Source organism: Nostoc cycadae WK-1 (genome assembly GCF_002897135.1).
GTDB lineage: Bacteria > Cyanobacteriota > Cyanobacteriia > Cyanobacteriales > Nostocaceae > Nostoc_B.
Map to the genome: position 1 here is coordinate 169,791 of NZ_DF978423.1, position 13,026 is coordinate 182,816.

The following is a 13,026-nucleotide window of genomic DNA, read 5'->3' on the forward strand; positions in this document are numbered from 1 at the left end:
TTTTTTTATCAGGTGCAAGATGTGAGATAACTTAGTTGTTTTTGCAAAAATATCAGCCCGATGTTCAAAATTATCACTGATTATCAAACCTACCCAAGACTTACCAGGAAAGGATTTAAGAACATATCTAAAACTTACACTAACAGAAATCTCATTGTTTTGGGTTGAGGAGATACAAAGTCTTGGATCATTTTTTGTAAGTTCTGTAAACTCCAGTAAATAACTTATTACATCTAAATATTGTTCTGCCCATTCCTTGCTTGGAGTGTGTTTAATCGCTTGAACCAATGAGCCATGAAAAAAATCATTTTGTGACATAATAATTGGAGTCTCCTAAACTTCGACCCTTTACAGATAGCCTGTTTATTATGCCCAACTGGTTCACTACGAATTAACTTTTAGCCAGCCAAAAATTTCACCTACTGTTAACTGTAAACCTTGGCAGAAATCTGGCACTGGCAGAACAGTATCAATTACTTCAAATGCTAAAGGTTGTTTTCCCGCAGGATAAGCAGCAATAAATCGCTCATCAGGGTCAATTAACCAACCCATTTGAGTGCCGTGATTGAGAGCGTGTAAGATTTTCTTTGTAACTTTTGTATGGCTTTGTTCTGGGGAAAGAATTTCGATAATCCAGTCTGGTGCGATGGTAAATGTATTAGCAATATCACCATTTTCATCAATAGGAAGTCTTGTCCAAGAAAATACAGCGACATCGGGAACTATAGAAATTCCGCCAAATGTACAGCGTAATTCTGGAAAAGCCCAACCCATTTTTTTGACTTTTACAACAGCATTAATTTTGGGACATATTTCTCCTTGAATAGTGCTATGTTTTCCTTGCTGCATGGGTTTTTGAATTACTTGACCGTCGATGTATTCTGAGCTTGGGTGAGTTTCTGGTAGTGCAATAAACTCTTCTAATGTCAATGTTTTCTTTGATGTTTGTACCATAGAGACTCAACTTAAAATGATAATCAATCTCAGGTTGATTTGGCGTTGATTTTTGCCAATAACTGAGCAACTTTTTGGGCTTTTTCTGGTTGACGTTTTTGAAATAATGCTTGGGCTGTTTGCAGATTAGTTTTAGCTGCTTCTGGTTGATTTTGTTGAATTAAAACATTGGCTAGGCGCAAATAAGCTTCGGGGTTTTTGGGACTGCGACGAATGACTTCTTGGAATAATTCTGTGGCTTCGGCAATTTTATCTTGTTGATATAAAACATCACCTAAAAATAGGCGCACTACGTCATTAGTAGAATTGATAGCAATAACTTTACGAAATTCTGCTTCTGCACCTACATAGTCTTTTTGCTGATAAAGATTAATGCCTTTTTGAAAATAGTTGGAGGTGATTAAGGTTTTCCAGGCAAAATAAATCAGCAAGAAAATACTAGCAATTACTACCAAGGTGGCAAGAATATCATTTACTGGAAGAGTGTCTAGCATGATTTTAAGCCAACAAACAGGCGATGGGGAATATTAAATATTCTAAGAAAAAGAGTTTCCAAATGAATTGATAGAAACGCGCGATCGCTTGTTTATCTTGTAAGTCTACGTTTAAACTGCGAAACCACATCACACACAGCAATATTAAATGGGTAATCACCAAAAATGCTGAGTTCACTGACTGGAGATGCAGTACCCCCGCCAACATCATACCTAAATAGCAGAGGGTGAGTACCCAAAGCGCCAAGTTAAATACAGAATGAGTTCCCAGTTGAATTGTAAAAGTAGAGATGTTGTACAAGCGATCGCCTTCTATATCAGGGATATCTTTAAAAATTGCGATCGCAAAGGTAAACACTAAGATAAATATCGTCAGTATCCACACCGCTGGCGGAATTAATTCTTTACTTTGCAACACCCAATTAAAATGCAAAAATAAGCCCAAATTGACAATTGTCCCCCGGACAGAAAAAATGCACAATGCTGCCCAAAATGGAAACTGTTTTAAGCGAATTGGTGGTAAAGAATAAGCCGTACCAATTACCAAGCTTAAAGCTACCATTCCCAACAAAAATGGACCATTTAACCAGGCAACCACTAGTGCTAAAATCCCCGTAGTTATGACAATGAATTGCCCTAATCGTCGAGAAAACTCCCCAGATGCTAGTGGTAAATGTGGTTTGTTAATCTTATCTATTTCCACATCTTCTAGCTGATTTAACCCAACAATGTAAACATTGCCACATAAGCAAGCAATCCATGCACCTAAAACTGGCAATAGAGAGTTGGAAATGGGAAATAGAGAATCAACTCGATGGCTAATGGCAAGGGCAATAAAATATAAACCCAATACACTGAGACTTGTGCCAATAATTGTGTGCGGACGCGAAAACTTCCAAAAGGCATATAACCAATTGAATGGCAAAGGTTTGCGTGCTAAAGGGGGGGTTTGAGAACTCTGACTCATGAGTAGCTTAAATTCAGTATTCCGGCTTACTGTTAATCATTGTTACAGAATTGGCTCATTAACAACAGCCAAAGGTTGAGATGCAATTGTCTTGGTGGACATCTTGAGGGAAGATAAATGTACGCTATTAAAATTCATCACAGTCATTTTCTAATAAAATACTAATCTGTGTATTATTACTGTGGTCGATGGAAATTAGGGGTAGTAGTGATTCACTGGTTGGTTATTTATAGTTGTAAAGAATACACCATCGTATCAGTAAATTTTGGTAATCAATCCAGCAATGCCAGTTAAGGTAAAGACTTGGTAAACTAGCTTTTAGACACAATGTATATTAGACACTAATAGATACTGGTTACGTCATCCATAATTGACGGGATGAATTTTGTTTGAGTTTCTCCGGTGCAGAAAATTCGATGTGCAGCATTGAATGAACAACTACCAATTAACCATTCCTCTAGTAAACGTGAATACTTCAAGGCTATATGGCTAATCAATTCCATCACAAAAACAGGCGATGGCGTGTGTGGGTAGGTGAAAAATCATTCAACCCGATGAAACTCTTGACTTTGAAAGGTTGGCGGCGCAGTTTGCAGCGACTGGTGCCAATTTTGATGTTAGTTTCTTTCATGGCAGTATTGTTAGTTGATGGGCTAAAACCTGCGATCGCTCAACTACCACGCCAAGAAATCCGCGGTGTGTGGATGACCAATAATGATTTTAATGTTCTGCGCGATCGCACCAAAGTGCAGGAAGCAGTTAAACACCTACAACGCCTTAATTTCAACACTATCTATCCCGTGGTGTGGAACTCTGGTTATGCTATGTATCCCAGCGCCACCGCCCAACGCGCAGGTATTCAACCTTTTATCACCCGTGGTTCAGATGGACAAGATATCCTCGCAGACCTAATTAACCAAGCCCATCGTCAAGGGCTATTAGTCATACCTTGGTTTGAGTTTGGGTTCATGGCTCCGCCAACATCCGAGTTAGCCTTAAATCATCCAGAGTGGTTGACCAAAAAGCGCAATGGTAGTGAAACTTCCATGAGTGCTGCGGGTGAAGTTGTCTGGCTAAATCCTTTCCATCCCCAAGTCCAACAATTCATTAGCAACTTGGTGCTAGAAGTTGTTACTCAATATGATGCTGATGGGATTCAGTTTGATGATCACATGAGTTTGCCCCATGAATTTGGTTATGACAAATACACCATCGCTTTATATACTCAAGAAACCAAAAACAATCCCCCTGCAAACCCTAATGACCCAGCTTGGGTAAAGTGGCGGGCAGATAAAATTACCGCTTTCATGGTACAACTCAACCAAGCAGTGAAAGCCAGAAAACCCAATGCTATTTTCTCGGTTTCTCCAAATTATTATGACTTTGCTTACAAGTTTCACCTGCAAGATTGGCTGGCCTGGATCAGGCAAAATATTGTGGACGAACTAGTTGTGCAAGTTTATCGTCCTGATTTGCAAAGTTTTATCGCCAATATCGGCCGCAGCGAAATTCAAGAAGCACAACAAAAAATTCCTACAGGAATTGGGATTATGACAGGGTTGCGGAATAATCCCGTCCCCATGCAACAAATTAAATCCCAAGTCCGCGCAGCCCAAGAACGAGGTTTAGGTGTAGCCTTTTTCTATTACGAAAGCTTGTGGGATGTGGCTCCTGAAACAGTAGCTGAACGCCAAGATGGATTTAAGCGACTGTTTCCTTATCCTGTGGTTCGCGCCAAAATATAAGAAATTTAAAATCTGCTGTAAGTTAAGAAAAATAAGTGCGATCGCTTGATTTGCTGAACTGGTACAATCGAGCGATCGCACTTTACTATTGATGATTTGTTAATTCATAGTAGGGGACAGGTGACAGAGTTAAAAGTCTTTGATTATCTAATCTTTATCGCTTACCGATTTCCTAACTACCTTGGCTACAGCTATAAAACATACTCTCGATTTCCGTATTCCTCACAACTTCCTCAAATTTTAGCTGTATAAAAAGTTTGACAGGAGATGTTACCAACTCACGGATATTAACCACATCTTGATTACAGTTTGATTCACCCTATCAATAGTAAATAGAGACAGCTATGATTCGCCTACTTGTTGGTATTTTGGTATTTGTGATCAATACTATTTATCGCGATCGCCCTTATCCTCGCTTTTATGTTTTAGAAACCGTCGCGCGTGTACCTTACTTTTCTTACCTCTCGGTTTTGCATCTCTACGAAACTTTGGGATTATGGCGCAAAATTGATTGGCTCAAGGTTCATTTTGCCGAATCATGGAATGAATTACATCACCTCTTAATTATGGAATCATTGGGTGGAGATGCTTTTTGGGGCGATCAACTGTTAGCAAAAACTACAGCATTAATCTACTACTGGATTATTGTTGTGTTGTATTTTATTACGCCGCGTTCTGCTTATCATTTCATGGAATTGGTAGAACAACACGCATACATCAGCTATCACAAATTCTTGACAGCAAACGAAGCTGAATTGAAATTACAACCTGCGCCTGTAGTAGCGATCGGTTATTATCGTGATGGCGACTTATATATGTTTGATGCGTTTCAAACTTCTCATCACCTCAGTGAACGCCGCCCTAAAATTGAAAATCTTTATGATGTGTTTGTGGCAATTCGAGACGATGAAATGGAACACGTCAAGACGATGCAGGCTTGCCAAAACACTAATACTCAATTTTCATTTAATAGTTCTCATACCTGGGAAATTCAACCTGTGGATTTAACTAATTCTGAGGTTAATTTTTCGAGTAACATACCTGAAAAAGCAGAAAATTGATCCACCAAACTATAATTAGGGCAATGTTACAAGAATCAATATTAAATTTGGGCAAGGGTAATAATCATGCCTAAATAAATGATGTACTTTTCGCTAATTTCTCCAATTGCCGATTTTATTGACTGCAAAATTGCCGTCAATAGTCTATCTCCCAACTATTACTATCAAGGCTATTGTCCGCAAACGGGGGAACTTTTAAACTTACCCCGTACTGCTTTGATAGAAGAAATTGCCCGTGGTTTAATGAAATACCTGGCTACGGATGAGCGTTTTGCCAGCGAGGGTAAAATGTATGGCGTTTTATTAGTTGAATTACCAAATGGTGAACAACAAGTCATCAAAGCATTCTCAGGATTATTAAATGCTCAAAGTGTTGTTGATGGCTGGGTTCCGCCAATTCCCGGACGCGACGCAGTGGCTTTAACAGAAGCCGAAACTTTAGCAAAATTAGACGCTATTAAACAAGAAATTATTACTTTACAACAATTACCAGAACGCCAGCATTATGAAATATTATCTGGAGAATTTGAGCAGAAATTACAAGTAATAAGCGATCGCCATCGTGATTGCAGACATCAACGCCAAGCAAAACGCCAGCAGCTTTGCGAAACACTCACAGGCGAAGTTCTCACTTTAGCATTGTCAGAACTTGACGCAGCCAGTCGTCGAGATGGAATTGAACGACGACAACTTAAACGTCAGCGAGATGCAGTTTTGCAACCCCTTCAGCAATTAATTGCAGCCGCAGACGCAAGGATAAGAGAATTAAAACAACAGCGTAAAGCATTATCTCGCCAACTCCAAGCCCAGATGCACGCGGCTTACTCTTTAATGAATTTTTTTGGGCAGTCTTTAACTCTACAACAATTACTGCCGGACGGTTTACCCACGGGTACAGGAGACTGTTGCGCCCCAAAACTATTACATTACGCCGCTACCCATCACCTCAGACCCCTAGCAATGGCTGAATTTTGGTGGGGTCAATCTTCAGGAGATAAAATTCAAGGTGAATTTTATGAAGCTTGTGCAGAACGTTGTCAGCCGTTGATGGGGTTTTTGCTGTCGGGTATTAGACCTAACCCCCCAGCCCCCTTCCCTACTAGGGAAGGGGGAGTTGTCAGCCCCTCTCCTACGAAGGGAGAAGTCATTTATCAAGACGAATGGCTGATTGCTGTGAATAAACCTGCGGGACTGTTATCTGTTCCCGGCCGTTATCAAGACACCCAAGATAGTGTGCTGAGTCGTTTACGGAATTTATTAACTGATGGGATGAACCTTATACCTGTGCATCGCTTGGATCAAGAGACTTCTGGTATTTTGTTGATAGCACGCGATCGCAATACTCACTATCATCTCAGTCAACAATTCCAGCAGCGACAGGTACAGAAAGTCTATGACGCAATCCTCGCAGGTGCAGTTAACAAAAATCAAGGTGTAATTGAATTACCACTTTGGGGAAATCCGCAAAATCGTCCTTATCAACAAGTCAATTGGCAATATGGTAAACCCAGCGTGACTCAGTTTCAGGTAATCGCCAAGGAAGACGAATACACCCGTGTCGAATTTATTCCTCTCACCGGACGCACCCATCAGTTGCGGGTTCATGCAGCGGTAGGATTAGGCGTGGTCATATTAGGCGATCGCCTTTATGGATGTACTGCTGAGTCTAGTCGTCTACATCTCCACGCCAGGGAACTAACTTTTTACCATCCCCAATTAGGAAAAACTATTCGTTTACAAACAAAAACGCCTTTTTAAGTGAGTATTATTTGTCATCTATCATTAGTCGTTTGTTATTAATCATTTTTCATTGGTAAGGTAATTACGAATTACCAATTGCGAGTGATATGAGATACAAACTCTTGGGCAAAAGTGGGTTGAGAGTTTCTGAACTCTGCTTGGGAACAATGACATTTGGTGAAGATTGGGGTTGGGGTGCTTCTGCTGACGAAAGTCGCAAAATCTTTGATACTTTCACAGAAGCAGGCGGGAATTTTATTGACACCGCTAATGGTTACACTGATGGTAGTAGTGAAAAAATTGTCGGTGAATTAATTGCCAAAGACCGAGAACGCTTTGTAGTTGCAACTAAATATTCATTTCCATTGCGAATGGGCGAAAAAACAGGTAATCCTAATGGTAGTGGCAACCATCGCAAGAATTTGGTGCAATCTTTAGAAGGTAGCCTCAAACGTCTGAATACAGACTATATTGATTTGTTTTGGTTACATGCTTGGGACTTCACAACTCCGATTGAGGAGGTTATGCGATCGCTTGATGATGTAGTCCGTCAAGGTAAAGTCCTTTACATTGGTATTTCTGATGCCCCTGCTTGGATTGTGGCACAAGCTAATACTATCGCTCAATATCAAGGCTGGACAAAGTTTATTGCTTTGCAAATAGAGTATAACTTGATTCAACGGACACCAGAAAGAGATTTGCTCCCAATGGCCAAAGCCTTTGATTTAGCTATCACACCGTGGTCGCCGTTAGCTGGTGGGGTACTAACAGGTAAGTATAATCAGCCTGTGCAACCAGGAGGAGAACAAGGCAGACTGGCAAACACAGGTATGGGAACAGTATCAGAACGCAGTTTAGCGATCGCTGAGGTAGTGAGTCAAGTTGCGAGTGAAGTCGGTCGTTCACCTTCCCAAGTTGCATTAGCTTGGTTACGCGCCCAAAGTGGTGTAGTTATCCCCATCGTTGGCGCACGCAAACTCAGTCAATTTCAAGATAACTTGGCTTGTTTAGATCTCGGCTTATCACCAGAACATCTCCAACGTCTGAATGAAGTCAGTCAAATTGAACTTGGTTTTCCTCATGACTTTTTGCAGAATGATATGATCCGCGATCGCCTGTTTGGTGGTACATTCTCTGCGATCGACAATCATCACCTGTGAATCACCAAAAAACTGCTGAGTTAGGCATAAATACGCCTCTCAATACTACTGAGTCAGCATTATCAAGAATAATCAAGACAATAATTCATTTATGGCGAAAAACCATCTGTCTTCAGGAAGTTTTGTAAACTCAGCGACTTTTGTAGACTCATTGTGTCGATCAAAAAAAACGTGGAACCATGAGCGACAATAAGCAGACATCCCGCCTTTACCCTACTCGGATTGATATTCCAGCCGAAGCCCGTTCTCAAATCGTAGCCATTCTCAATCAAACATTAGCAGCTACTTTAGATTTGAAAACCCAGGCGAAGCAAGCCCACTGGAACGTTAAAGGTACTGACTTTTATCAGTTGCATGAATTGTTTGATGAGATTGCTGGCGAATTAGAAGAATACGTTGATATGGTTGCTGAACGTGTCACTGCTTTAGGTGGCTACGCTTTCGGAACCGCTAGACTCGCTGCTAGTAACTCCATATTGCCAGAATATCCCCTTGATATCTTAGATGGCAAAAACCATGTAACAGCATTAGCAGACCGTTTTGCAGCTTATGGTAAACATATCCGAGAAGCGATCGCTAAAACCAACGACTTAGGTGATGCTGATACTGCTGACCTCTACACCGAAATTTCTCGCACCATTGACAAACGACTTTGGTTCTTAGAAGCTCATCTACAAGTAGCTGAAATCAAAGCTGAGAATGGCTCAGTTGCTGCTAAAACACCCGCTACTGTGAGATAAATACTTTTCCCATCTCCCATAGCAGTTATAAATGGTTTGTGAACAACAAGATACCCGACTTCTCAAAGAAGTCGGGTATCTAAGCTTTAGACTTTAGTATCTTTTTAGTAAGTACGCCACTTTTTAGTGCGTACTTTTCATTTTATAGGTAGATATTCTAATATTTAAATAAGTCGCAAGCAAGCTAGATAAATAAAAGTTCGTTCTTTAGTTAGTGTTTGATTGACAATTAAAATCTAGCGCATCAACTTGATAATTATGTAATTTATGCCCTGCGATCGCTATCATATTGCTGCACAAAAAAATATTAGTTATTAACATTCCCAAAACCAAATTAACTGAGGTGAATTTATGTCTCAAAATACAATTAACTATCTAATTCATGATAGAAATAATCGCGGTCGTAGCCAAATTGGTTGGCTCGATAGCTACCATACATTTTCCTTCAGTCATTTTTACGATCCCAATCGGATGGGGTTCCGTTCTTTAAGAGTGATTAACGACGATCGCGTCGCGCCTGGTGCGGGTTTTCCTACCCACGGCCACCGAGATATGGAAATTCTCACTTATGTGCTATCTGGTGCAGTCGAGCATAAAGATAGTTTAGGTACAGGTTCAGTCATTCGTCCTGGTGATGCTCAAATTATGAGTGCGGGTACAGGTATCATGCACAGTGAGTTTAACCCCTCACCCACTGAACCACTACACCTACTGCAAATCTGGATTTTACCTGATGAACAAGGCTTGGCTCCCAGATATGAACAAAAAACATTTCCCCTAGAAGAAAAGCAAGGCAAATTACGCTTAATCGCTGCTAAAGATGGCCGTGATGGTGCGGTAACAATTCATCAAGATGTAGATTTATACGTTTCTGTTTTGGAAAGTGGTGATGTTGTGAATTATCACCTCAAACGCGATCGCTATGCTTGGTTACAAATAGCTCAAGGTGTAGCAACATTGAACGGTGAAGAACTGAGAGCCGGTGATGGCGTACAAATAAGCGGAGCAGAACAACTGGAAATTAGCAGCGATGTTGGTGCGGAAATTCTCCTGTTTGATTTAGGTTAATAGAACTTACGCACAAAGTTTATCTGTTAAGAATGGGTTTGAGGGTATAAGAGTTTTGAACACCCATACCCTTAAACCCCTATCTTTACTTGAAAGACTACAAGGGATTAGCCTCTGTCACCACTTCAGGTAGGGGAATAAACTCTGTTTCATCTAGCACATTAGCAAAGCGCTTGTCGCGCCACTCGGCTTTTGCTTGTTCTATGCGCTCTGGTCGGCTAGAGACAAAATTCCACCATTTATAACGTTGACCCAAAGGCTCACCACCAATCACAATACATCGAGCCGCGGCAGTAGCAGAAACATTGACTTGAGAACCTGGCTCTAGAATTACCAGGCGATAAGGTTCTATTCGTTCATCATTAATACTCAATCCCTCGGTAACACTGTATACTGCCCTTTCAGAATAACCATCGGGAACAGTAAAGTGAGCATTGGCAGATAGGATTACATCTAAATAGAGGATAGGAGAAAAAACCTTCACAGGCGAGATATGACCGAATGCTTCTCCAGCAATGAGTTTGATGACAGCACCATTTTCTTCCCACGTAGGAATAATGTCAGCAGTATAGTGTATGAACCAAGGATCAATTTCTTCGTACTCAACAGGTAAAGCAATCCAGGTTTGAATCCCATGAATACTAACTTCATTGTGACGATCAAAGTCAGGCGATCGCTCTGAATGAGCAATTCCTTTTCCCGCCGTCATCCAATTCACTGCACCCGGTTGAATTTCTTGCACAGTACCTAAACTATCACGGTGCATGATTGCACCATCAAATAAGTAAGTTAGGGTTGCGAGATTAATATGAGGATGTGGTCTTACATCAATACCTTTGTTAGCAGGTAAAACAGAAGGGCCAAGATGATCAAAAAAAATAAACGGCCCGACCATTTGGCGTTGAGGATATGGCAAACTACGGCGGGCGATAAACCCACCCAAATCTTTAACTTCAGGTTCAATCAGTTGAAGTATCGCCATAGGTAATGGGGGGTAATTGGTAAATGCTGCAATTATTATAAGTAGATTTGCTTGGCAAAAAGCTACCCTTTATCTAGCAACTTAGGTTAATCAAAAGAGCAGAAGCGTTGTTCAGACTAGGAATTGCAGGTAAGGTTAAACAAAATATTTCCGCTAGATTCGTCATGGAAAAATTGCGATCGCACTTATATCTGCGATTAAGCAACCAAATTGATGCTGTATAGCGATTATTTTTCAGTATATTTACAGACTGCTATTGTTGCCGTTTTCAGGCATAACTTACCCTCTGTGTTACTTCCTCAGCAATTGTACTAGATTAACAATCGTCTTTTAAAAATCAAAAAAATAATCTGGTAATTATACTATGTTTTTCTCAGTATATAGTTGTAATTTTATAGGGGTAACAGATGGATGAAAGGAAATTGAATTTATGGACTTCTCCAATAAACCTCAAGTCAATAACAGTTTATTAAACCAGCTACGGAATCAGCTTGATGTTTTAGAAATACGGGACGATAAACTTGCCAGATTATTATGTAAAATCATTCCATCTCATTGCCCCTTTGAGAGAAATATATCAATTTTAGGACGGACACTTTTTCGCATTCCACCTTTGTGCAAGTTAAATCCTCTTTATGAACAAGTAGTTGGTCTGCGCTTTAAGTGTTTGATATATCTAGCCGATGAATGTGGTGAAGATGTGACAAAATACTGTTAGATCAAGAAGGCGATGAAACCGATGGCAATTATTCCCTCTGCACAATCAACAAAAGAGGATTTAAATCAACCTTAATTTTGCTAAAAAAATGTCAGATGTCAAGTAGGGGATTGTATAAGTTTGCAGTGAAATGATGAATTGGAATCAATATGATTATTTATTAGTCCTCGATTTAGAAGCAACTTGTTGTGATCAAGGGACTATCAAACGGCATGAGATGGAAATCATCGAAATTGGAGCCGTTATGGTTGAGGCACAACATTTAACAATCATTGATGAGTTTCAAACTTTTATCAAGCCGATTCGCTATCCAATACTCACAGATTTCTGCAAATCATTGACATCGATTACGCAGACACAAGTTGATCAGGCTCCTGGATATTCCGAAGCGATCGCAATACTGCAAAAATGGTTGTCTCATTATCCCAATGCTGTATTCGGTTCCTGGGGAGACTATGATCGTAACCAGTTTAAACAAGACAGCAAGTTTCACAATCTTCCCTTTCCCATTGCCTATCCTCATATAAATCTCAAACAGCAGTTTAGTGAAAGTCAAAGCTTATCTAAGCGATACGGTATGGCAGAAGCGTTGCAACTCGTAAATATAGAACTACAAGGAACACATCATCGTGGCATTGATGATGCGAGAAATATTGCTAAACTTTTGCCTTGGATTTTGAATAGACAAAAGTTGTAGTCACTTTACCGTTTTGATGATGGGTTGTCCTCAATGAAGAGTGCTAAGTGCTGAAAAGAATAAAAATGTATCTTTAGATAGATGCTGATTTTTATTTAGCAGATAGCCTAATTTAAAAAAACTGAGCAGTTATCAAAAACAGCTTGTATGCAGCGTAACAGGCTGTTTTTTGGCTTTGTTTAATTAATTTTTAAGCAAATATATTTCCTCATTAAACTGAATGACTCCATCATCAATAATTAATGATTTGGTTAAGAAAAAAGTAGTTTTTATGTGCGCTCTGTCAGCTAATACTTAGGTAGCTTAATACCAAAATCCTATTACTCACCAAGTGAAGCATATAATTAGAATAGTAAATTTAAATTTTTAATTAAGAATAATATTTACTCAATCAATACAGTTTAGTTAAGTGTCATTAAAGTTATCAGGAACTATATTTTTTGATTAAATATTTGGCTAATGCTCGTAAAGCAGTAGTTATAAAAATTTTTGGTTTTATATTTGGTATTTTAGGTCAAAAACCCTTATTTTTAGATAGGTACAGCTATTTACAATCATATTATTTATCCTGATTTATATTGGATATTACTATCAGCATTATATTGATTAATCAATTATTGCTGACGTTATTGATCATGCCTCATACGTGCTACTTATTACCTGAATTTTAGAGGCTAACTTGTTAGTATTACCCTCCTCA

The 13,026-nt window shown here is 39.6% G+C and carries 13 protein-coding genes; 8 read left to right on the forward strand and 5 right to left on the reverse strand.

The window, feature by feature from the left end:
- The 4 genes from NCWK1_RS29410 to NCWK1_RS05100 all read right to left on the reverse strand — a co-directional run.
- On the reverse strand, positions 1–318 hold a 318-nt coding region (locus tag NCWK1_RS29410), incomplete at its 3' end, for a hypothetical protein (RefSeq protein WP_222838769.1).
- A gap of 66 nt (positions 319–384) precedes the next feature.
- Complete coding sequence (locus tag NCWK1_RS05090) at positions 385–954, reverse strand: Uma2 family endonuclease (RefSeq protein WP_103123958.1); 570 nt, start codon at positions 952–954, stop codon at positions 385–387.
- A gap of 29 nt (positions 955–983) precedes the next feature.
- Positions 984–1,448, reverse strand: coding sequence for a tetratricopeptide repeat protein (locus NCWK1_RS05095; protein WP_096580851.1), 465 nt, complete (start codon positions 1,446–1,448; stop codon positions 984–986).
- A 4-nt stretch (positions 1,449–1,452) separates the two neighbouring features.
- Positions 1,453–2,415: a homogentisate phytyltransferase gene (locus NCWK1_RS05100; protein WP_103123959.1), complete on the reverse strand. Its 963-nt coding sequence runs from the start codon at positions 2,413–2,415 to the stop codon at positions 1,453–1,455.
- Between the two features lie 485 nt (positions 2,416–2,900).
- On the opposite strand from NCWK1_RS05100, the gene NCWK1_RS05105 reads away from it, so the two are divergent.
- From NCWK1_RS05105 to NCWK1_RS05130, 6 genes are all read left to right on the forward strand, one after another.
- Entirely contained in the window at positions 2,901–4,160 is a 1,260-nt protein-coding gene (locus NCWK1_RS05105; RefSeq protein WP_187308059.1) for a glycoside hydrolase family 10-like protein, read from the forward strand.
- A gap of 344 nt (positions 4,161–4,504) precedes the next feature.
- Entirely contained in the window at positions 4,505–5,221 is a 717-nt protein-coding gene (locus NCWK1_RS05110) for an alternative oxidase (RefSeq protein ID WP_096585340.1), read from the forward strand.
- A 78-nt stretch (positions 5,222–5,299) separates the two neighbouring features.
- The gene (locus NCWK1_RS05115) at positions 5,300–6,979 is read left to right on the forward strand and encodes an RluA family pseudouridine synthase (RefSeq protein WP_103123961.1); all 1,680 of its coding nucleotides are present in this window, start codon (positions 5,300–5,302) and stop codon (positions 6,977–6,979) included.
- 89 nt (positions 6,980–7,068) lie between these two features.
- A complete protein-coding gene (locus tag NCWK1_RS05120) occupies positions 7,069–8,121 on the forward strand; it encodes an aldo/keto reductase (protein WP_103123962.1) in 1,053 nt (350 codons plus the stop codon).
- 179 nt (positions 8,122–8,300) lie between these two features.
- Positions 8,301–8,861, forward strand: coding sequence for a DNA starvation/stationary phase protection protein Dps (dps, locus tag NCWK1_RS05125; RefSeq protein ID WP_096580859.1), 561 nt, complete (start codon positions 8,301–8,303; stop codon positions 8,859–8,861).
- Positions 8,862–9,212: 351 nt separating this feature from the next.
- Positions 9,213–9,929 carry a pirin family protein gene (locus NCWK1_RS05130; RefSeq protein ID WP_103123963.1) on the forward strand — a complete coding sequence of 239 codons (717 nt, stop codon included), beginning with the start codon at positions 9,213–9,215 and terminating at the stop codon, positions 9,927–9,929.
- Between the two features lie 97 nt (positions 9,930–10,026).
- Here the strand turns inward: NCWK1_RS05130 and NCWK1_RS05135 are convergent, their stop codons facing one another.
- Complete coding sequence (locus NCWK1_RS05135) at positions 10,027–10,911, reverse strand: pirin family protein (protein WP_103123964.1); 885 nt, start codon at positions 10,909–10,911, stop codon at positions 10,027–10,029.
- A 430-nt stretch (positions 10,912–11,341) separates the two neighbouring features.
- Between NCWK1_RS05135 and NCWK1_RS05140 the strand changes: the two genes are divergently transcribed.
- A complete protein-coding gene (locus NCWK1_RS05140; protein ID WP_096580865.1) occupies positions 11,342–11,629 on the forward strand; it encodes a Mo-dependent nitrogenase C-terminal domain-containing protein in 288 nt (95 codons plus the stop codon).
- 130 nt (positions 11,630–11,759) lie between these two features.
- Positions 11,760–12,326, forward strand: coding sequence for a 3'-5' exonuclease (locus NCWK1_RS05145; RefSeq protein WP_103123965.1), 567 nt, complete (start codon positions 11,760–11,762; stop codon positions 12,324–12,326).
- Positions 12,327–13,026: the final 700 nt, after the last annotated feature.